This is a genomic window from Methanocella paludicola SANAE, from assembly GCF_000011005.1.
In the GTDB taxonomy this organism is placed as follows: Archaea; Halobacteriota; Methanocellia; order Methanocellales; family Methanocellaceae; genus Methanocella; species Methanocella paludicola.
This window is the reverse complement of the sequence record NC_013665.1, coordinates 884,392-907,245: the sequence shown is the minus strand read 5'-3', so window position 1 is coordinate 907,245 and position 22,854 is coordinate 884,392. Positions and strand designations below refer to the sequence as shown.

Annotated in this window: 19 protein-coding genes; 12 read left to right on the top strand and 7 right to left on the bottom strand. The window is 40.6% G+C overall.

Annotated features, from left to right (window positions below):
• Positions 1-656: 656 nt before the first annotated feature.
• From MCP_RS04645 to MCP_RS04635, 3 genes are read right to left on the bottom strand one after another with little or no spacing between them, the layout of a single operon-like run.
• Entirely contained in the window at positions 657-1,508 is an 852-nt protein-coding gene (locus MCP_RS04645) for an AAA family ATPase (protein WP_012899656.1), read from the bottom strand.
• Positions 1,509-1,515: 7 nt separating this feature from the next.
• The gene (locus MCP_RS04640) at positions 1,516-2,850 is read right to left on the bottom strand and encodes a nitrogenase component 1 (RefSeq protein ID WP_012899655.1); all 1,335 of its coding nucleotides are present in this window, start codon (positions 2,848-2,850) and stop codon (positions 1,516-1,518) included.
• Positions 2,837-4,252, bottom strand: coding sequence for a nitrogenase component 1 (locus tag MCP_RS04635; protein ID WP_012899654.1), 1,416 nt, complete (start codon positions 4,250-4,252; stop codon positions 2,837-2,839). Before MCP_RS04635 ends, MCP_RS04640 begins: the two co-directional genes overlap by 14 nt.
• Positions 4,253-4,438: 186 nt before the next feature.
• Here MCP_RS04635 and MCP_RS04630 point away from each other — a divergent pair, with 186 nt between their 5' ends.
• A complete protein-coding gene (locus tag MCP_RS04630) occupies positions 4,439-5,254 on the top strand; it encodes a class I SAM-dependent methyltransferase (RefSeq protein ID WP_012899653.1) in 816 nt (271 codons plus the stop codon).
• Here the strand turns inward: MCP_RS04630 and MCP_RS04625 are convergent.
• Both MCP_RS04625 and MCP_RS04620 read right to left on the bottom strand, forming a co-directional pair.
• Positions 5,251-6,066 (bottom strand): alpha/beta fold hydrolase, encoded by an 816-nt coding sequence (locus tag MCP_RS04625; RefSeq protein ID WP_012899652.1) that lies wholly within the window; start codon positions 6,064-6,066, stop codon positions 5,251-5,253. The two genes, MCP_RS04630 and MCP_RS04625, sit on opposite strands and share 4 nt — an antisense overlap.
• A 307-nt stretch (positions 6,067-6,373) precedes the next feature.
• Positions 6,374-6,841 carry a hypothetical protein gene (locus MCP_RS04620; protein ID WP_012899651.1) on the bottom strand — a complete coding sequence of 156 codons (468 nt, stop codon included), beginning with the start codon at positions 6,839-6,841 and terminating at the stop codon, positions 6,374-6,376.
• Positions 6,842-7,015: 174 nt separating this feature from the next.
• On the opposite strand from MCP_RS04620, the gene MCP_RS04615 reads away from it, so the two are divergent.
• The 9 genes from MCP_RS04615 to MCP_RS04575 all read left to right on the top strand — a co-directional run bounded on the left by MCP_RS04615 (position 7,016) and on the right by MCP_RS04575 (position 17,306).
• Positions 7,016-7,588, top strand: a complete 573-nt coding sequence (locus tag MCP_RS04615; RefSeq protein ID WP_012899650.1) for a metal-dependent hydrolase — start codon at positions 7,016-7,018, stop codon at positions 7,586-7,588.
• A gap of 115 nt (positions 7,589-7,703) precedes the next feature.
• Positions 7,704-8,684 carry a ParB/RepB/Spo0J family partition protein gene (locus MCP_RS04610; protein WP_128860145.1) on the top strand — a complete coding sequence of 327 codons (981 nt, stop codon included), beginning with the start codon at positions 7,704-7,706 and terminating at the stop codon, positions 8,682-8,684.
• 217 nt (positions 8,685-8,901) lie between these two features.
• Positions 8,902-9,549 (top strand): N-acetyltransferase, encoded by a 648-nt coding sequence (locus MCP_RS16145; RefSeq protein ID WP_128567036.1) that lies wholly within the window; start codon positions 8,902-8,904, stop codon positions 9,547-9,549.
• Positions 9,550-9,555: 6 nt separating this feature from the next.
• Positions 9,556-10,641 carry a DegT/DnrJ/EryC1/StrS family aminotransferase gene (locus MCP_RS04600; protein WP_012899647.1) on the top strand — a complete coding sequence of 362 codons (1,086 nt, stop codon included), beginning with the start codon at positions 9,556-9,558 and terminating at the stop codon, positions 10,639-10,641.
• Positions 10,642-11,625 (top strand): UDP-N-acetylglucosamine 3-dehydrogenase, encoded by a 984-nt coding sequence (locus MCP_RS04595; RefSeq protein ID WP_012899646.1) that lies wholly within the window; start codon positions 10,642-10,644, stop codon positions 11,623-11,625.
• 14 nt (positions 11,626-11,639) lie between these two features.
• A complete protein-coding gene (locus tag MCP_RS04590; RefSeq protein ID WP_012899645.1) occupies positions 11,640-13,205 on the top strand; it encodes a glycosyltransferase family 2 protein in 1,566 nt (521 codons plus the stop codon).
• Positions 13,206-13,236: 31 nt separating this feature from the next.
• Positions 13,237-14,460, top strand: coding sequence for a glycosyltransferase family 4 protein (locus tag MCP_RS04585; RefSeq protein ID WP_012899644.1), 1,224 nt, complete (start codon positions 13,237-13,239; stop codon positions 14,458-14,460).
• Positions 14,460-15,461 (top strand): glycosyltransferase family 4 protein, encoded by a 1,002-nt coding sequence (locus MCP_RS04580; RefSeq protein WP_012899643.1) that lies wholly within the window; start codon positions 14,460-14,462, stop codon positions 15,459-15,461. The genes MCP_RS04585 and MCP_RS04580 overlap by 1 nt, the downstream gene beginning before the upstream one ends.
• A 219-nt stretch (positions 15,462-15,680) precedes the next feature.
• Positions 15,681-17,306, top strand: coding sequence for a glycosyltransferase family 39 protein (locus tag MCP_RS04575; protein ID WP_128859932.1), 1,626 nt, complete (start codon positions 15,681-15,683; stop codon positions 17,304-17,306).
• Positions 17,307-17,452: 146 nt separating this feature from the next.
• On the opposite strand, the gene MCP_RS04570 is transcribed toward MCP_RS04575, so the two are convergent.
• Together MCP_RS04570 and MCP_RS04565 are read right to left on the bottom strand one after the other, a co-directional pair.
• A complete protein-coding gene (locus MCP_RS04570) occupies positions 17,453-18,727 on the bottom strand; it encodes an oligosaccharide flippase family protein (protein WP_012899641.1) in 1,275 nt (424 codons plus the stop codon).
• Positions 18,728-18,786: 59 nt separating this feature from the next.
• A complete protein-coding gene (locus MCP_RS04565; protein ID WP_012899640.1) occupies positions 18,787-20,229 on the bottom strand; it encodes a nucleotide sugar dehydrogenase in 1,443 nt (480 codons plus the stop codon).
• Between the two features lie 203 nt (positions 20,230-20,432).
• On the opposite strand from MCP_RS04565, the gene MCP_RS04560 reads away from it, so the two are divergent.
• Positions 20,433-21,656, top strand: coding sequence for a nucleotidyltransferase domain-containing protein (locus MCP_RS04560; protein WP_012899639.1), 1,224 nt, complete (start codon positions 20,433-20,435; stop codon positions 21,654-21,656).
• Positions 21,657-21,760: 104 nt separating this feature from the next.
• Positions 21,761-22,744 (top strand): transposase, encoded by a 984-nt coding sequence (locus tag MCP_RS04555; protein ID WP_012899638.1) that lies wholly within the window; start codon positions 21,761-21,763, stop codon positions 22,742-22,744.
• Positions 22,745-22,854: the final 110 nt, after the last annotated feature.

Sequence of the window (22,854 nt, the reverse complement as noted above, 5' to 3'; positions counted from 1 at the left end):
ATCGCGTTCCCATTTGGTGGTGGATTGTTCGGTCGGTATCACGAACATCTCTAAAGGAATTAAAGCCCGAATCTTTTTTTAAGATTTTACTCACTAAACCTCTAAGTCTCTACAACACCGTCAACACTCGAACGCCTCAAACACACTGGGCAATGCTCTAAAACTCGAATGCTCAAACCCAAAACGAAGGCACGAACTCTCGAATTTAGGTTTGAAACGCTAAACGACATAGCACCAACACTCGAAAGCCCGGTTAAAACCCGAGCGGCACCAAGCCATTACAAATTGACCAGGTGGGGAACGACCGGGTTTTTTAGGGTGTTCGTGCTCCACAGTTTAGCGTTTCAAACCGTTTTCGAGCGTTAGTGCTTTCGTTTCGAGTTTGCGCGTTCGTGCGTTCGAGCATTGCCCTGAGTATTCGAGAGTTCGGGCATTGACGGTGTTGTAGAGCCATTCGAGATTTAGTGAGTAAAATCTTAAAAAAGAATTAGGGATTTAATTCCTTTGGAGAGGTTCGTGATACCGACCGAACAAACCAGCGAAAGCAGGACCTAAGAAACGTGAGTGATACTGACAGAACTAATCTACTCCCCGGGGAACATGTGCATAACTCATGGAATTTGTAAATCCAAAATATGGAATTGAGCCATATTTATTTACTTTTTATTGAGATGCTGCCTGTACATCTGCTCGAGCTCGGTTAAATCATTAATCGGCGTCGGAACTACCGTCTTTTTATTTTCCATGATCTGTTTAGCTAAATCTCTGAATATCCCCGCCTCCTTAGAGTTAGGGGAATGCTCCACGACAGCTCTTCCCTCGAACTCGCAGGCCTGGATCACCGGGGTCCTTGGAACGAACTGGACAAACTCGCTCCCGAGACGCCGGGCGAATTCTGGTATGACCGAGTGCTCAAGCGTTTCGTCGCCGTTGCTGTTACAAATAATACCGGCAAGCCCTGTCCCGGCTTCAGCTCTACGTGACAGGCGCTGTACAGCACGGGCGATATTATTCGCCGCATAGATACTCATGAAACCGCCTGAACAGACCAGGTATATCTCCTTTGCGAAACCTTCCCTGATGGGCATGGCAAACCCGCCGCAGACGACATCGCCCAGGACATCGTAGATGGCCACGTCGATCTTGTAGGTTTCGAAGGCTTTCAAATCCTTTAATATCTGCAGGGCTGTCAATACGCCCCTGCCGGCACAGCCTATGCCCGGCTCAGGCCCTCCGGCCTCGACACAGTAGATGCCGCCGGGAGACTTGAAAACGATGCTATCTAATGAGATCGCATATTCATCTTTGCCTACCCTTAGCTGGTCCCTGTATGTTTCAAGGACAGCGGGGATCAGGCGTCCGCCCGCCAGGTTCCTGGTGGAATCCCTCTTGGGGTCGCAGCCGACCTGCATGACGGTGTAACCCATTTCGTTAAGGGCGGCGGACAGGTTCGAGGCGATCGTGCTCTTCCCGATGCCTCCCTCACCATAGATCGCTATCTGTCTCATATGTCCATTACCACTTTGCTTCGTATCTTTTATCCTTTGAGCGCCATCGGAGGACCCACTCGTTCTGGACGCACTCGAAAAGGTTCAGTATCCCGGTATAGCCGAAATATGCCCTGTTTATCAATCGGAACTGGCGCATTGGCCTCACTACTTCGACGGTATATGGCACTCCAAGCCCTTCGCTGGCATGCCGCTCGATCGTGCTCCCGAAGACGATCTTTGGCCTTACATCCATGAGGCCCCGTCTCGTCTTGTAAACGTCTGTACCGTATACAACGTTCGGTTTTAGCCCGAGCTCTTTTAGCTCTCCTTCAAGCATGTCCCGGACTGAGCTACGTGAGGAGTACAGGGCAACGAGCTCGGGCGTCATCTCCATCTCCTCGGTGACAAAACGCACGAGCGGTATGCCTACCGTGGCATCTGCGACTATCGCCGCCGGCGTCCTGTAGAAGAACCGGGCCATGGGCCACTTGCGGCGGCACGTTGCCGTCACCATCCTCTCGCCTTCTTCCACCATCTTTTCGGCTTTCTTTTGTGCATCGAATCGCTCACCCAGCGCATTCAGCCATCGCTGCGTGTTTGTCATCCCTATCGGTAGAGGCATACCTTTGCAGACCTGTTCAATGCCATATTTTGCGGAAAGGTAGTCGGCCGCCCGCTGGCCGGCATCGTGGCTCAATATGAGGGAGGCTTCGGCCGATGGTACGTTCTCGATGTCGCTCAGCGGCGTCTTATGCGAGAGCGTGGCCACGACCTTGACGCCCATTTCGGATAAGACCTGTTTTACCCATTCCAGGTCAGCCATCCATGTCGGATTGGCGTTCGCATGGGGAGCGATAAGGCATACGGAATTGGGTATCTTTTCACCGTCATCATTCGCCAGCCTCTTGATCATCGTGTCTAGCGCAATGTCGATGCCATCATACTGTGACCCTTTGAATCCCGGGCTCTGAATGGGGATAAGCTTGAAATCGACTTCAGGCTGCATATCCTCGCATACGGCCACGATATCATCGCCTACGATTTCCGGCCCACAGGCGCTGAGCACGAATAACGCATCGATCTTGAGATCCTTAGCCTCCCGGATAGTGCGCATGAGCAGGTCCTCCCCGCCGTGTACGATCTCGTCAACGCACAGCTTAGTGCATAGCGTCATGGTCTCCATGTAGTCGCATTCCTGCCAGGCGAAGGCATTGTTCACGAGGTACTCGCACCCCTGTGGCGAATGGGCCAGTAAGGCTGATCGGGAGACGCCCAACGCCGTCTGGGCGGCGCCGTTGAAGGCACAGCGTAGATAGGGGTCGTTGCACTTATCATCTCTCGACTGCTTACTTTGGTCCATATAGCATCCCCCTCAAAAGCTTTGAGCGCGGAAGATCTTTGTACTCCAGGGCTTGCCGAACCAGGGCGGCTATGTTCTTGATCCCACGGAACCCGTACTGGGGCTGGAACGCCGGGTTCAGGAGCGTTAAATTTACAACAGGACAGGGCGGGTACCGGGCGGAGTTCCCGAAGAAAATGGGGTCTTCGTACTTCCGCACGATGGCCTCCAGCTCATCCTCGGTCTCTTTGGAAGAGCGGAAGCTTCCCAGGCGGAAGAGTCCTTTCGTAAGAATGATCTCGGGGTTTACGCCCGTTTCGAGTAAGAATTTGATGCTGGGCATTCTCTCTTTTATCGTGTATGGATGGACGTTTATAACAACAGGGTGGGCGCCGAACTCTTCGACCATCCTCGCCAGGGACAAAGCCCGTATCGGCCCGGGGAACTCGGAGATCTCGATGATGGCCGTCTTCCCATTCAGGGCTTCGTGCAGGTAATCGAGATACGGCTGCACCTGCTCTGTCTCTCGCTCGATGACCTCGAGCGCTTTGTCCTCAAGGCCCATTGGCCTGGCGATTCCGAGCATCCACTCTTTCGTAGCTCTGAGCCCGTAGGGCTGTCCGGTCTTGCTGTAGGGAATGCCGAAGCGTTCCTGCATGATATCGCCCAGCTTTTGTCCCCAGTCATAGCACCAGGATGCATTAAGTTCGACCTCTCGAGCCCTCTTGATCTCGTCTACGGTACATCCACCGGCAATGACCGCGTTAATCGTAACCCCCATCTCGCCGAGCAGCCTTTTTACCTCTTCCATGTCCTCGTTGAATTCGGTGAGCGTCGGGCCCCAGCGGGCGCCGAGGATATTAACTGTACCCTTCACTTTCTTCTTCGGGGGCTCCATGAGTTCCATGATGAGTTTGAACGCGTCCTCGTAGCCGCTGCGGAAGTCACCGCCGAACCCCTCGCTACGGAGGGCCAGTACACGGCAGTTGACCTGCTCCTCCGCCTCCCGGGCGATGCTCTCGACGTCGTCGCCGATGATGCCTGAGCAGCAGCAGGAAAGGATGACGATGAGGTCTGGATGATACTTTTTATCGGCTTCCTTGACCGCTTCCAGAAGCTTTCCCTCTCCACCATAAATGACATTGCTCTCGTCGAGGGTGGTGCAGGCGGTGGGCTCGAGGGGGACGCCGCGCTCTTCGCAGCATTCCCGTGTCCTGACAATGTCTGACATGTAAAGCGGGCATCCTGTGGGGCCGTGGACCAGGGGTACCACGTGGCGGATGCCGTTGATGACGTAATAAGCGGTGAAAAATTTGCACATGGGGGCGTGCGATGCCTGTAGTTTGGGTATCATCTCGCCCGATTCTACCTTAGCCAGGAGCTGGCTTAAGGTGCCGTGAAAAACGATGGAATCGTCGTCCATATTTCACACTAATTAAGTAAATTAGCACACAATATGATATACTTTCATATAATCGCAATAATAAAAGTAGCATCTTAACTACCCTGGCATAACAATAATTATTTTTAACAATTTATATAAATGATTAAAAAGCACTATTCCACGTTGAGATAAAATCGTTTTCTCTTGAGTATCAGGGTGTGTGTGATGAGCAGTGCAGCGTGGGATGGCCAGGAGCTCGCGGAACTATATGATCGTATCAGCGACTTACAGTATGAAAGCGGGCGCAGGCTCGTAGAAAAAATGCAGGTGAAAAAAGGCGATAACGTGCTTGATGTGGGTTGTGGCACGGGACGTTTAGCATTTTATATTGTAGGTACTGTCGGCCCTTTGGGCTCTGTTACCGGGATAGATCTCTCTCCACACCGCATCAAAGTGGCCGAGGCTAAGCTTAATGAAAAGAAATATCCTAACGTGTGCCTCATGGTAGGGAGAGGTGAGGATCTTAGCCAGTTCCCTGACGAGAGCTTTGATCGTGTGTGCTATAGCTCGGTCTTCCACTGGGTCGACGATAAAAAGGCGGCGGCTGAAGAAGCTTACCGGGTGCTGAAGCATGGTGGCAACATTGGCATCACTACTGTTGATAAAAGCCACCCATTTGCCATGAGGAAGGTCTTTGAAAAACTCTTTTCCGAAGAGCCTTATGCCGGTAAGGTCGACTTGATGGCCCAGATGAGCATGCTCGTAGACCGTAACCAGCTGGAGCAACTATTATACGATGCCCGGTTCCGCCGCATCGATGTGGATTATATTGATAAGACTGTGCGGTATTCGTCCGCAGAGGAGCTTATTAACCTAATGGAAGCCAGCTCGTTCGGGAATTTTTTAAGGGATGTACCTGAAGAGCTGCGGGCCCGTGCCCGGGAAGATATGAAAAAAGCAATGGAATCGATGAGGACGGGGAAGTACATCGAGCTCCCGTCGAAGACGATGTTCGTGATCGCATCTAAGCCCAGTCTTTAAGGATATGAAGCATCAACCCATGCCAGGAAACTCATGGCAGCTGGAACGAACCGGTCAGCTGCTTCTAAATAAGCCGAGTGTGCGGCGCCCTGAAGCTCGACGAACTTCGCCCCGGGGATACCCGCAGCCAGCTCCCTGCCATAGCTTATCGGGAACAAGATATCCTCGTTACCGTGGATCACCATGGTCGGCGTTTTAATCTCACCAAGTCGTAGACTGGTATCGAACTGGTAGCCTGCCTGCAATTGCCGTACCATATTAGCCGGCAAAGGCCTAACTCGTCCCGACGATGCGCCTGCACGAATCCTATTCATAAATTCTGGGCTAGAGAATGCCCGGTCGGAGAATGTCCAGGATAGCATCATCATATCGTGGAACTCGTGGCCGATGTTTCCCTTAGCAAGCGCATCGGCCATCATGCCCAGCGCGAACCTGGTACGAGGCGGCACCCGCGCTGTCGTAGAACAAAGGACCAGGGATTTGAGCTTTTTGGGGTGCCTGAGCGCTATCGCCTGCGCTATGCGGCCGCCCATGGAGACGCCGATGACATGCGCTTTTTCGATGTTGAGGGCGTCCAGGAGGGCTGCCGTATCATCAGCCATATCGTCAATCGTAAAAGGCGTATCTGGTATTACGGTCTGCCCGACGCCCCGGTTATCAAATACGATCGTGCGGTATTTCTTTGAGAATACAGGTATGAGATGGGCCCAGGACGTATGATCCGCCGAATAGCCGCTGATGAGTATGAGAGGCTCGCCCTCGCCGTGCTCCTCATAATACATATCTATATCACTGATTTTGATGATTGGCATGGTGCTCGACCTCCAATATATAAATGATTATATGATTATCAATTATTTGAATAATTATATACTCCATGCGTTTCTCTGGTATTAAGCCCGCTAAGAGGTGCAAGTCCGCGAAGACTATTCGGGCCCAAAGACCGCGAAGTTGGCGCGAAGACCGCGAAGCTACCATCAAACAAATAATATTAAATGAGTGGATACGAAGATATTAATTTTTTTAAAAAGTCTTTGCGGTCTTCGCGTAAACTTCGCGGTCTTCGTGCTCGAATAGTCTTCGCGAGCTTATATGCCTCTTAGCGGGCTTTAAACCTCGTTATTGCTGCGCCTCGTCGAACTCTTCTATTGCTTCTTCTTCATCATCACTATTAGGGAAGAGTTCTTCGATGAACTCGATCGTACCATAATACCACCGCTCGCCGTCGTTGGACTTATACTTCCGGTTCTCATCATAATAAATCCGAACGTATAAGAAGCCGGCAGGGTCGGTGTCGAGGTGTATGATGGGATATTCTACGCCCAGCACGCCCTGACTGTTTAAAGTAACAAAGTTCTCGTAGTCGATTTTATAATGCTCGCAGGGGCCGCGGCCCTTTTCGCCGCCGTTGACCTGCTCGGTGATGTCGTCCAGAGTGATGCTACCGATTGAACCGTCGAAGGGGTCGTATCGTAGTCGGATGACCTGGCCGGATACGGGGTCCTCGGCGATGTAGGTGTCTGTTTTGTCGTAATTGGAGTGGAGTCGTTCTAGTGCGAAGTACCTGTCCGCGGCTCTAAGGGTCATATAATTTAGCCTCAAGCCCCCTTTACGTTAATATAAACCATTGTGCTGCAATTATTTGTATTTATTTGTTGGGGGCCAAAGTAATTATATTCTTGTAATTGTGGTAAACTGCCTATATAGGCCATTTGCATATGACGAGAAAAGTAATATACATACCTACCTTAAGCTATTGCGATGTTATTCTTCGGGCACATAGGCATTACCCTGGGAGTCTTCCTGGTCATATTCTTTATCGTTAAGGGTAATGTGGACTACAGGCTCGTTATTATCGGCTCCATTCTGCCGGATATCATCGATAAGCCGCTTTATCTTTTACTCTACGGTACGATGCCCGAAAGCGGCAGGTTCTTAGGGCATACGATACTTTTCGTTTTAATACTCATAGGCTTAGCTATTGTCGTATATAGAGACCGGAGATATGCGGGATTATTCGCTTTACCCGTAGCTGCCCTGCTTCATATTATCCAGGATGAGATGTGGGAGGCCCCGAGGTCATTATTCTGGCCTTTAATGGGGTTTGACCCTAAGTTTAAGTTAAATGCCACGTTCGCCAACAGTACGATCCCGGAAAGGACCATTGACTATAGCGCCTCCATTATTCATAGTAATTCCCACAACCTGTACACGTATCAGACAGAGTTTATCGGGATTATTATCCTCTCAATGTTCGCTTTTTACTACAAATTATATGTGCCAGCCAACTTAAAAGAATTCATTTTACACGGGACACTCAATAATAATCATTAAAGTATATTAATGGTCTACCGTTAGCCTAAAATACTATTGTGACAATTACAATTTTCTCAAAGTGAGAGCAAAAAACTATTTAACCGACCTACAACTTATCAATAACATCAATAATATGCATCATTGGGGTTTGGTATGCTTGAAAACGCGCTCAAAAAGCAATGCATCGGATTTTTTAACTATCCATATTAAACGTATTTCAATTGATCCGACCCATATTCGCCGGAATGTGAAGGACATCAAGGAGCTAAAAAGTACAATAGCGGACGTTGGCCTGCTACAGCCCATCCTCGTAAGACAAACGAATAGAGGCTATACCGTCGTCGACGGGGCGCGCAGACTTGAAGCACTGAAGGAGCTAGGCATCGAGGAGCTTATTATCGGGAAGGATGTCATCGTCGAGACCGCGGAGACTGAGGCAGATGAGAAGTTCAAGCAGCTCATTGCCAACGTGCAGCGGGAAGATATCAACGATATCGAGCTCGGCCATGCTTTTGTCGCCCTCAATGAAGGGTACGGGTACCAGTTTAAAGAAATGGCCGAGATCATCGAGAAGACTCCGCATTATGTGGCTGCCAAGGTTGGGCTGGCTAAGCGGCTTGTTCCGGTAGTTCAGTCAATGGTCATAAGTGACTGGCAGTCGGCTAAATGTAGTCGGAATACATCAAGGAGCGATATTGACGATGTCGTGCCCGGGCCATACTTGATGAACGTTAACGTCATCGAGGATATAGCCCGCCTGCCGGCGGAACTTCAGCAGGCAGCCTACGAGACCATCAAGGATAAAGAGATGGATAAGAAAGAGGCGCTCAGGTATCTTAAGACTATCAAGGAAGATGCTGAGGTCCTGAAGATGGCTGATGATGTTAAAGGGCACATGCAGGCATGCTCGGAAGAAGATGAAGGGCATGAAAAAGAATTAAAGAGATACCTCAAGAAAATCGACCGGGATCTCGAGAAGCTGTCTGTCACGATAAAGGCCGGTAATGATATTGATCGCCGGAAAGTAGTATCTGCTCTTAAAGCGCTAATCGAACGATTAAATCAACTTTATTCTGAAGTCAATAATGACCCGGAAAACAAGGCTCTTGTATGAAAATTATTTTATTTCAAGTGATTTCGCTCAAATATTTACCGCTTGCATACAAAGATATAAATATGCTTAGTTAAAGTATTGGAGAGAGGGGTTAGGTGAGCAATAATGGCGACTGATATAGCCGTAATTAATAATTTATTAATTTACTATACCAATTATACAAAATTATGGAGGATGCATTATTATTCCTCATTTAAAGAAAGCTAATAATTGTTATATCGATAATTCATGTAAATTTTATGGAAATAATGAGATCGGTGGAAATTGTACTATCCTTGAAAATGTTACCATTGGCTATCCAAGTGGAAACATTCTGAGCGAAATTAAGGCTAAAAACGTCCCTATTGACCAGTATGTTTTTAATGGAACCATAATCGGAAATAATGTGCTAATAAGGCCAAACTCAACGATCTATTGCGATGTAGTAATTGGTAATAACTTACGTACTGGCCATAACATCCTTGTTCGGGAACAGACTAGAATAGGGGATAACGTGCTCATTGGTACCAATGTGGTCATCGATGGAAATACACAGATAGGCTCGAATGTTAGTATTCAAAGTAATGTTTACATTCCGACGAATACGACAATTGAAGACCATGTTTTCCTGGGGCCGTGTTCAGTAATAACGAATGATAAGTATCCTATTCGTGTAAAATATGATCTAAAAGGTGCTGTTATAAGGAAAGGTGCATCAGTCGGTGCCAATGCTACAATTTTACCAGGTGTCGAGATAGGAGAAGGCGCAATGGTAGCTGCAGGTGCTCTCGTAACGAAAGACGTGCCTGCCTGGAAATTAGCTATCGGATTCCCTGCACAAGTAGTGGAATTACCTGATGCCTTAAAAACAATAAACCGGATATGAGTTGAAATGATCCCAATAGCAAAACCATTGATAGGTCAAGAAGAGATTGATGGCGTAATAAATGTTTTAAGATCAGGGACTATTGCAGAAGGTCCAAAGGTCAAAGAATTCGAAGAAGCATTCGCAAAATATATCGGTGTTAAGCATGCTGTTGCGGTCAATTCAGGGACTGCGGCATTACATGTATCGCTTCTCGCAAAGGGTATAGGCAAAGGCGACGAAGTGATCACGACTCCTTTTACATTCATTGCCACGGCGAACTCTATCCTGTATACAGGTGCAAAGCCGGTATTTGCCGATGTCGAGGCCAGTACGTTTAATATCGATCCTGAAGCGATCAAGAATAAGATCACGAAAAGAACAAAGGCAATCATTCCAGTGGACCTTTATGGACACCCGGCAGAAATGAAAGCGATCATGGATATTGCCAGAGACCATAACTTATCGGTGATCGAGGATTCATGCCAGGCTCACGGTGCACTGTATAATGGTAAAATGGCCGGTTCTTTTGATATAGGCTGTTTTAGCTTTTACCCGACGAAAAACATGACCACCAGCGAAGGCGGCATCATTACATCGAACGATGAGAAGTTTATCGAAAAAGCACGGATGATAAAGTCGCATGGGTCAAAAGTAAGGTATTATCATGAAATGCTCGGCTTCAACTTGCGGATGACCGACATCGGAGCGGCGATAGGCCTTGCGCAGTTGAAAAAAATTGATGCATTTAACCAAAAAAGGATCGAGAATGCAAAATACCTTACCGAAAAGCTAAGTGGCACCAAAGGGATTATTCCGCCTACGATTAAGCCTGGCTGCAAGCATGTTTTCCACCAATATACAATTCGTGTTACAAAAGATTTCGGCATACCCAGGGATGAGGTCATCCAGAAATTAAACCAGGCGGGCATTGGCACGGGAATTTATTATCCATTACCGATACACCAGCAGCCGTTCTATAAACAGCTTGGTTATAATGGCTCTTATCCGGTCGCAGAACAATTAGCAAAAGAAGTGATCTCGCTTCCAGTTCATCCATCAATTTCTAAAACGGATATTGATTTCATAATGGATACAATAAGGTCGATATAAATGAGAGTGGGAGTTATTGGCGCAGGAGCGATGGGGCAGAATCATATACGTATGTATAGCCAGATGCCGAACGTCGAACTGGTCGGGATATCGGATATCGATAATAACCGTGTGAATAAACTTTCAAAGCAGTTCAATACGATGGGCTTTACGGAATATGAGGAACTGCTTAAGCAGGACCTGGATGCAGTGAGCATCGTGGTGCCGACGCTGCTGCATAAGAAGGTCGCACTGGCAGCAATTAACGCTAATACTAACCTGCTTGTCGAGAAACCTATATCAGACACGATCGAGAATGCCAGGACAATCGTATCAGCCGCCCAAAAAGAAAATCTTACGCTCATGGTCGGCCATATAGAACGGTTTAACCCGGCGGTAACAAAGATGAAAGAGATCATCGACAGTGGCGAATTAGGCCGCGTGGTTTCAATTTCGGCTCGCCGTGTTGGCCCAAATAATCCGAGGATCAGGGATGTCGGTGTGATACTCGACATAGGCGTCCATGATATCGATATTATTTCTTATCTCTATAACTCTCCTGCAACCGAGGTCTATGCCATCGCAGGCTCAGAGATCCATCCGCATGAGGATCACGCAACGATCATGTTGAGGTTTAACGACAATCGTGCCGGCCTGGTGGAGACCAACTGGCTTACACCCCATAAGACGAGGAATTTTACTGTGATAGGCACGGAAGGCGTTGGGTATGGGGATTATATTGAGGAGAAAGTGTTCATTCACGATAAGGACTGGATAAAAGAAGCGAAGGTCGAAAAGAAGGAGCCGCTAAGATGTGAGCTCGAGGGGTTCATCCATTCATGTAAGTATGGTGATGCGCCATTGACCACAGGTGAAGACGGTATAAATGCTCTCAAGACTGCTCTTGCGGCGGTACAGTCATATAAGACAAGCAGTGCCATAGAAGTATCTTCTGTAGAGGGCTCAAGCGCCATCTATGAAGAAAAAGGTAAGGCTACGAGCTAAATGGGGATTTGTATATGAATAATATAGTTCTAGCCAGTGGCATTTTGCCCGATTCAACAGCTGATATACAGGTAAGAGATAAAAAAACTGTTGGCATTATTTATCACCAGCTAAATTACCTGACCATCGGCAGCACTGTGTTATCAGTCAGGAATTATGTCGATGAAGTATACGTCATTGTAAACGGTGGAGACCCCCGGATAGTCTCATTGGCTACTTCTGCAGGAGCAAATATTGTTCATAAAGCGGAGACCCCCTATGTCAGGCTTATAAAAACAATTGCTACTGATAGTAAAGCTGACCTACTGATCGCTCTATATGGGGATGGGTCTCATAATCCAGATAAAATACCAGAATTTATCGATAATATTAATAAGGGATTTGATTTTGTCATCGGCCCGAAAACTTATACCTATGGGCATAATGTCAACGAGACGATCTTATACCTGAATAATAAAGGGCCGAGAACAGGGAATTCGGGCATAATCGCATGCTCGGTTAAATGTTTTGATAGAATAAAAACTGATTTTGTAATGGATATAAGCTCTGATATTTCTGAGCAACTTGCTGCAAGGTTCGAGAGCGCAGGCCTAATTATAAACCGGCTCGATTCAAATGGCGATGAGAACTTCGATCTATTTAGCCTGTATAAGATCGCTGTCGTAGTTCCTGCTTATAATGAAGAAATATTGATTGGCGAGACATTACAGGATATTCCCAAGTATGTATATCGTATATATGTAATAGACGACGGTAGTAAGGACTACACCTGGGATGTCATTAACTCCTTTAAAGATTCCCGCATCGTTCCTATCAAGCATGAAGTGAATAAGGGCGTCGGAGCTGCGATAATAACCGGATACAAAAGAGCTCTCCAAGATAATATGGATATTGTTGCGATTATGGCAGGGGATAACCAGATGGATCCTAAGCAGTTGCCAAGGTTATTGATGCCTATTATTGAGAGGGAGGCTGATTATACAAAAGGAAACCGGCTTATTAGCAAAGATTTCCGGCAGGGCATGAGCAAATGGAGATCCTTTGGTAATTTTATTCTCACGATGTTAACCAAGATCGCGAGTGGCTATTGGCATATTATGGACCCGCAGAATGGGTATACAGCAATATCCAGGCAAGCATTAGAATCAATGGATCTTGATACAGTTTATACTTATTATGGGTATTGTAACGACCTTCTCGTGAAGCTAAATACTTACGGCATGAGGACGGTGGATGTCGTAATGCCATCGAGATATGGGCGAGAGAGGTCAAAAATTAAGTATAGCCGATATATCCGTAAAGTATCTCCAATGCTGTTTCGTGGGTTCCTATGGAGATTGAAGACTAAGTATATATTGCTTGACTTTAATCCATTAGTTTTATTCTATGCGGCAAGCATGATAACGTTGCCAATTGGAGTATTTTTCTGCTTTTGGATATTAATTGTAAAAATCATGCATGGATTTGTCTCTCAAAACTATCCGTTACTTGCAGTATTTATTACTCTAATTGGGTTACAATTCCTCATGTTCGCAATGTTGTTTGATATGCAGGCGGATAAACATAATAGGATTAATTAGTCCAATATTTTTCTTGATGGAGTAAGTAATAATGAAAAACATATTAACTATCACAAGCTCTTTTCCTCGGTATAACGGCGATTATGCGGGAAATTTTATTTTTAAATTGTCTGCAAGTATCGCAAAGAAAGGTTATCATATGATAATTTTAGCGCCATACGATATGAATTCGAAATTAATTGAATCTATAGGCTCTCTAAGGGTTTATAGATTTAAATATTTTTATCCAAATAATTTACAAAAATTATCTTATGGTGGGGGCATAGCAAATAATTTAAAAAATAGCAACTTAGCTAAAATTGAATTACCTTTATTCTTTATATTAGAATTATATAATACTATTATAATAATAAAAAAAGAAAATATCCAAATAATACATTCTCACTGGCTATTGCCACAAGGATTTAATGGTGCAATATGTAAAAAAATATTTCAAACCTATCATATCGCTACGATTCATGGAAGCGATATCAATACAATAAAAAAATCTATGATTTTACGTAAAGTATGCTCATTTATTTGTAATAATTCAGATTTAATAACTACAAACAGTAGTTACACGAGAGACAAGTTGCTATCAATATGTAAAATTGAAAAAAGTAAAGTAAAGATAATTCCTATGGGCATATTTATTCCTGAAAATATGATTAGTAATGATATATGTAACCTGAAAAAAGAATTAAATACAAATAAATTAATATTAAACGTTGGCAGGTTAATTAATTGGAAGGGTACAAAATATCTTATTATAGCAATGTCGAATATTATTAAACAATATCCCGATGCAAAATTAGTAATTGTTGGGAAAGGTCCAGAGAAAGAAAGTTTAATTAAACTTTCAAATGAATTGAATCTACATAGTAATATAATTTTTCTTGATAAAGTGGATAATGCAGAGTTAGAAAAGTATTATCTTTCAGCAGATGTCTTTGTTTTACCATCTATAGATATCGATGGGCAAACAGAGGGGCTTGGTGTTGTACTATTAGAAGCTATGTCATACGGGGTACCAGTTGTCGGCACAAATGTTGGTGGAATACCAGATATTATTAAGGACAATTATAATGGTTACTTAGTTCAACAAAAATCGCCAGAGGAATTATCAACTAGGATAATACAAATATTATCTGACAATGGATTATCTAAAAAATTTATAATTAATGGTTTAAATACAATGCATGATTACTTTACTTGGGAGATAATAGCTAATAACTTCTCGTTAGAATATGAAAAATTACTCCAAGAGGTGGAATAGTGAGAGTTATTTTTAAACAGATAAAGGGTAATTCAGGTATCGACGTATGGAGTAATAATTTATCTGCTGAATTAGTTAACTTTGGTGTAATTAGCTCTGTTAAATATTATCCATTGTATGATGCATTTTGCCCATATTTATTACATCTAACGAATATACATGATGAACCACATACGATAACGCATTCCAATATCTCCTGTGGATTTCCCTTTAAAAATGATAACCCATTAGTAGTAACAGAGCATCATATAATGTATGATCCTATGTATTCTAATTATTTATCTCAAAGGCAAAAGATCTATTATCAATTAATTAAAAAATATGAAGAAAAATCTTTAAAAGTCGCAGATATTGTTACGTGTGTAAGTAAATATACTCAGCAAAGACTCGAGAAGATTCTTGGCTATACTGACTCAAAGGTAATTTATAATGGAATAGATGAAAATTTATTTTCTCCAAGAACAGTTGATAAATCGCATTATAACATAGACAGTAATAAAAAAGTTTTATTATTTGTTGGAAATCTTTCTAAGAGGAAAGGATCCGATTTATTACCACAAATTATGAAAAAATTGGATGATGACTACTTGTTGATTGCAACTTCAGGTTTACGAAATTATCATGCAGATTCTTATAATAATATACGAACATTAGGTAAAATAAATATAAACGACCTCGTTAATATTTACAATTTATGCGATATATTTATTTTTCCTTCAAGATTAGAGGGATTTGGATTAGCAATTGCTGAGGCTATGTCCTGTGGAAAGCCTGTTGTAACTACGAATTGTTCCTCAATGCCAGAACTAATAATAGATGGCAAAGGAGGCTTTTTGTGTGAGAAAGATAACATCAATGACTTTTCATCTAATATAAAGTTGATTGCTGAAGACGACGATTTAAAAAATAAAATGGGGTTATATAATAGAAGGCGTATTCTTGATAAATTTACATTAGAGCGTATGGCAAGAGAATATTTAAAATTATATGAATCAATATAAGGTAAAATGATTATGGAAAATAAATTAAACAAGTCGCTAAGTTACTTATTAGTATCTGTATTCATCAATATCATTATATTACTCTACATTGTGTTACATTATAATATTTTTCTTCCATACTCATATTTATTGTTAATGATATTTATTTGGATAATTATTTTTTTAGCTATTATATATAATTTAAAGACAATTTATCTATTATTATCAATATTTTATACTATGTCAATTATATCAGTTTTCGCATTTAGGTTTGGGTTATTCCAAGGAGATTCACAAACCGATCTTGCATCAGTACAATATATTATTAGGAATGGGTTTATCGAAACAGCTAATTATTATATTTCTGGGCATTATCCGATTATTCATTTATATACTGCTTTTATTGGGTTAATAACTGGGTATGGGGATGTTCTTAAAATTTATTATATCGCTATATGGGTCCCAACGCTTCTAAGTTTAATTACAACTATTTTTATATACACAATAATTAAAAAAATCACTAATGATGATAAATCTGCTCTTATCACATCGATGATTTGGATTTCTCTTGCTTTTGTAAGTAGATGGATGATTCAATTTACAAGGACAACAATAGGTGTATCAGTCTTAATTATCTTCGGATACCTAATAATTAAATTATATCAAAGTAATAAATCGGTATCAATATCTATTCTATTGTATATATTTGCATTAGTGCTCCTATTCTCTCATCCTGTTGTATCGTTATTCGGGGTTCTTAGCCTTATTACGATTGTGATATATGAACTTATTCGATCGCATGTTCCAATAAAATATAGTAAAATTATTGATAATTCACCAATAAGTAATAAAAATTTTACATTCTTTGCTGCTATTTTAACGATTTGCCTTGTCGTCATTTGGATATATTATACGTTTTTGCTATATCCATTTATCCATATTATTCACCAATTTTATACTTCATATAACAATTTATTTACTGATTCGATTATTGGCGCAATTGCAACTGGCAGTGCCCCTTCAACTTCTTATTCAATTGCTAGTACCGAACTTAGATATTTTGGTCTATTAAGGGTAGCTTTTTTTATATTGATGTCAATAATTGGTTTTACAGTTATAATTCGAGAAAAAAAATTTATTAGTGTTATTTTACCTTTATCTGCTTTCGCATTGTTATTTTTTATAATAAATTATTCAGGCGGTGTTGGAAGTACTACATTCTATAGAACGCTTGTTTATTCATCTCTTTGGTTAATTATTGCTACCGGTTATTTATTAAATAAATTTTTTAAAATAATCTCAAATAAACATATAAAATTAATCGCTGTCTTATTAATACTAATTGTTATAATATTACCAGCCCCGTTTTTTACTGGGGAAGTCGTATTACCAAGTAACTGGTTATATAGTAATAATCCTGAAGATGTTATCGCTTATTCACAAGGCCAGACGCCTCGTTTTATCGAGCATTATAATATAGATGTATCTGTATGGGTTAATAAGTATACTAATGATAATTCACTTATCTGGACTGAGGGAACACATACAATAGGGTTTATAGCTGGTTATGGCGATAGAGATGCAACACTAATGCAAACTGAAATTAGTAATACTGAACCTATTGGTATTAATGTTAGCAAACTTGAGATATATAATGTTAATTATGCAGTCGTTACCGACTTAATGAGAAAGTTTATGGAATTTCCTTACGGTGGTTATTATACCAATTATGATTTTACCCAATTAGATACAAGATCATTAAGTTATCAAATATATGATTCAGGCAGAGTTGCTACATACTATATTGATAAGGTTCCAAATTCTGAACACAAAACTGGTAATATCTGGTATACTAGAAGAGATTAAAGTGATTATAATGAGTTTTTATACGTTATTTATTAATTTTGAATCGAATATTTACAAGTATAATGCCTATAAGACTAGTAACCAATTTTTAATATTTGCACCATGAATAAAAGGTAGGAGATATCCCAATCTCAGTATATAAATTGTTAATTTACTGATCTACTTTTAAAAGTTTTAATGAGACTAGAATTTATCCAGTGTTCATATTTTATTATAATATATATTGTTATTACACATAGAAGGAAATTTGTTATTAACCAACTATATCCTAATCCAATAAGCCCATAATTCACAAGCATTATATATCCCGTTAAACACGTAAATATGCATGAAATACAATTCATAATATTTAATATTTTAATATCTTTCTTTATCTTTTTAATTGATAAATAAATCAATGTTACGGATGAAAATAGACTCGATATCGCAAGTAACTTTAACAAATTAAATGCATTATTAGCATATTCTTTTCCAAATAATAATAAAAGTTTATCACCGAATAAAAATACAAATATTACCGCAGGTATCAAAATTAAAGATATTAATTTGATTGATTTAAATACATTACTTTTTACTGGTAAATTATGTGATCCTTCAACGAAAAGAGCCATAGTTATTGAACTCGGAATCATGAGAAGTACTCCTGCGAATGTATAAGCTATATAGAAATATGCATTCTGCTCAGCACCTAATGTATTAATTATCATTATTGGAATAATCGTTGTAGGAATCAATGAAAATATTCCTGCAGTATAATTACCTAACGAAAATCCGATAATCTCCTTAAATGTTATAATATCAACCCTTAATATAAATTTAGTTCCATATTTATAAAGTATTAATGTATTTATTAATAACCCAATTAAAAATGTTACATCTAGCGAAAAAAATATACTAAGAACACCGAACGATGAAATTAATAGTATTAATGGTATACGTACACCTAAAATTATATTTTGTAAAACTACAAGATTTGATTTTCGATAAGTTATTAATGTTGTATTTTGCATAGTAGTAATTGAAGTTAATATGACATAACTTACAAACATTATTAATAATGCAAAATCAAGTAAAAATGTCAACGATGGCGAAATAATATTTAAAAATAATAAAAAGATAACAGCGAATGCAAGTGCTAGTATCGTAGTAACTATTAAAACTGTGCTATACAAGACGTTTTTATCTTTTACTTGGGGTAAATATCGTACAAGACCAACATCTATTCCAAATTTAGAAAAATTTGTAATAAGCGTCGCCGCTGAAATTGCTGCTGTCGCTAATCCTATTTCTCTAGAAGATATTACATGAGCCGTTATAACCCAAAATATAAAACCCAATAAAGAACCGGATATTTGGAATAATATAATTCCTATCGAATTCCTATATATGGGTTCAGTATAATATTTTTTTATATCTGACATTTTTGACTATTCCGTATTATCGGCCTATATTAACTCTATATAACCTTTTTAATTCTAGCCTATAAATTTACTATGCTATGGCTATTTTTGTCTCCTCTTCCTATGCCTTTATAAATAAACCCAGCTTCAATATACTCATCAGGGTTAACTATATTCCTTCCATCTATTATGATAGGATTATATTTTCCCATCAACCTTTTAATATTATTAGCAGTTCGAACCATATCCATATATACATCATGTCCAGTGAATATCGCAATCGCATCAGATCCACTAATCACTTCATTTAAATCATGTGAGATATCTACACCCGGATATTCTCTGACATATGGGTCATGTACTTTGACTTTCGCTCCTACACTCAACATTAAATCTCTATAATATTCTGAAGGTGTATTCCTAGCATCATCAGAATTTTTAAGGAATGCCCATCCGAGCATTGCAATATTGGCATCTTTAGGAGTTTCCCCAACCCTTTCTAACGCTGCTATTGTCAAGTTAAACATGTGTTTCGGCATGAAATCATTAATATGTCTAGCCAACACAAATAGCGATTCCTCCTCTTGAAGATAATCAAGCTTACCTCCGTTCGTCTTAACACCGCGCTCAAGATGATAGGTGTCCTTTGTCAGGCAATGTCCTCCGACACCGGCTCCTGGCCATAATATCGCCCTAGTAATGCCTTCACCTTTCAAGCTATCGATACCAGCTCTAACTTCATAGAAATTAATGCCCATTGCTTCGCAATACAATGCTAACTCATTCGCCGCAGCAATCTGTAAATCTCTAAATGTGTTCTCAGCAGTCTTCGTTACCTCAGCAGCTGTTGCTGTCATCGGTATAACTTTTCCTTTCGTCAGTACTGGCGAATATAGCTCGATCGCCCTTTTAGTGCTAATATCATCTATGCCGCCAATCACTCGGTCATGTTCCTGGATATTCTTTAAAAGTCTACTGACCATTACACGCTCAGGTGCATGTGCAAGTGCGAAATCTACACCAGCTTTCATACCGGATTCTTTTTCAAGGATCTGTCTAGCCATACTATTTGTTGTCCCTGGCGTAATAGTCGATTCAAGAACGACTAGAGAGCCCTCTTTGATATATTTTCCAACTAATGTAATACCTTCAGTTAAAGCGCTGAAATCAGGTATCAAATCTTTCGGATTTTTAAATGGCGTTTGTATAGATAACGTAACGGCATCGAGCTCAGATATTTTTGAGAAATCGGATATACATTTGAACTTATTAGCTTGAACGACTTTCTTAATCAAATCTTCGAGACCGGGCTCCTCGCCCTTTAGCGGACTTTCGCCCCGATTTAACATATCGATCTTATAACCAGATGACTTGGAGTTTCTCTGAAACCCATAAACGTGATCAAATGCCGGCGAATTAGCGAACAACATGGCAGCCGGTATACCCACATAGCCCATTCCTACAACACCAATATTCTTGATTGGACCTTTCTTATCAAGTATATCTTTTAATTTATTACTCATAGTATGACCTATTGAAGTTTTACATATTGTTATCTAATGAATATACAATGGTTCAAGACTGTATTCTCATAAGGTAATCATAAATATTTGTTTTCCTGTTTTGAGGATTGTATAGTCTATATAATAGTAAACATTGTTATTAATTAGCACTATAATGGCTATCCGAGTAAAACTTATGTATTATCTAATTCAATTGAGAACTAATGAACGAGCAAAACGAATGTACCCAAAGTTGTTATAACGATTTAAATAATATACGTTCTATTCATACGCATTATCCTTTGTACGGAGATCCAGAGAATGCTCTTTCAAATTTTCCAGACGATCTTCTGTTATATGTTATATCCTTGCTTAAAAACGAAATCCCTAGGCTTCCCAGTTCATCTATATCACAATGGTATGAACTTTTTTCAGCACTAAAGCCTCATGGGATATTACCATTACTATATTGGCAAATTTTACATATTCCTCAAGAATCGCGACCAGCAAAAGAATTAGTCGATGAACTCCGAAGAAACTTTCTTGAGAGTAAGGCATGTGCAATTACTACTGATATGCAACTTAAAGAATTGGTGGATGTATTTAACAAAGAAAATATCCCTATGATTATCTTAAAAGGCTCTGCTCTGGCACGAACCTTATATCTAGATCCAGCCTTGAGATTATGCAGTGATATTGATATACTGGTTTTACCACAAGACGTTGTCCGCTCAAGAACAATTATGGAAAGTTTGGGCTATAAATGCCTGAAAAAAAGATTTGATATATCGAAATATTACTACCATCATGAAACATATGATAAATGTTCAAAAAATTCCATGATTGTAGAACTCCATTGGAGATTAATTTTTGTCCCTCTACTTGATATAGTTGATATTCGTAATTTTTTTTATAGATCGGTAAAAATAGAGTCAACTAACTTTTCATTTGAAACTTTAACTACAATTGATACAATTATCTATCTATCGCTACATTTATTTCTACAACATAGCAAGGAAGTACGATTAAATTGGATCTATGATATCTCTCAATTATGTAAAAACCTTACAATTGCTGATTGGAGAATTCTTCAAAAAAGAAGTGTCGAATGTAGAGCTCGGCTATCATTAGAAAAGTCTCTTATCCTATCCCAGTACTGGACTGGGTTAAAAATACCCTCAGAATTCAGCGATTTCTCAAAATGGCCAAAACCAACAAAAGATGAAATTACCGCTTTTTCTTATGCTATGATTGGACGAAATAATACTATTGGCCGGTTTAAACTTCGATGGCCTAAGTCAGCTCCATTTTTGGAAAAAATTAAAATATTAATATACTTAATCTTCCCATCATTCATAGATATGCGGGGACATTATCATCTCAAAAGTAATCGGCTCGTTTTATTATGCTATATCAAACGATGGTTTAGACTGATTAAAAAAATATAACACTAAAATAAATAACTTGTTATTCGTATACATATTATATGTTCTAGTATAGGGTGTTGCAAAAGTCTTAGAAAGTATTTGGGTTATCTGGTCAAGCAGTATTTATGTCCAGTAAAAACGGCTTGCTGATAACCCATAGTTGTCTTGATTGTCAGATACGAATACTTTCTGATGTGCATATTGAGGTTTTAGATTCGTTTGATTGGCAACTCCTTGTTTTCTTGGAGCGTTACAAGGGCAGAGGCAGGCCTCTTGAGTACAGCACGATCGCCTTCCTGCGAGCTCTCGTGTACATGGAGCTAAGTGGTATTACTTCGGTAAGAAAACTGGTGAGGGTATTAGAGCGTGATAAATATAAAATGAAGAATCTTGGCTTTCACCGTTTACCAGACCATAGTCTGTTCAGCAGGTATAAACAACGGCTGCGGGACCACATTCCGAGAATCATGACAATCATTAATACAAGCATAATGAAGGAGGAGCCATTACACATGTTAATACTGGGAATTGACAGCACCAAGCTGGAGGCTTTCAGCTGGGAAGACATGGACGCTGACTGGGGATTCGACCATGTACGAAAAAAGTTCTACTACGGTTACAAGGTACATTTACTGTATGATCTGGAGTCCATGACACCCGTATGCTATACAGTTACCAGGGCTAACTGTCATGATAACACCCAGACCACTCCCCTGGTTAAAAGGCTCGGAGCACGCCTCCTGAAAGTAAACACCATACTCGCCGACAAGGCCTACGACACCAGGGAAAACATAGAAAAACACTGGGATGCAGGCGTATTATTCATAGCGGCAAGGAACAAGAGAAACACCAAAAAACCTGTAAACAAATACAGGATACAGGACTACCTAAACATGCCGGATGAGACTATAGACCGTATTTATAAAAATAGGATGGACTGCGAACACGCCAATTTCCTACTCAAAGAACAGCTAGGCCTAAAAGACTTAAAAACCATTGGAAGAGAAAAAGTCAGGGTTAAAGTTGGCATAACACTCATCGCAAGACAAATCCAAGCACTACGCCAACTAATTCACCAGAAAAGCCCAAGAACAACCATCATAAACTAATTATGCAACACCCTATGTTCTAGTAAACAATTTTACAATAACTATCTAAATTATTGAACAAAATTATTTTAAAATGCAGAAATTTTATCAATTTTAATCAAATTGATTGT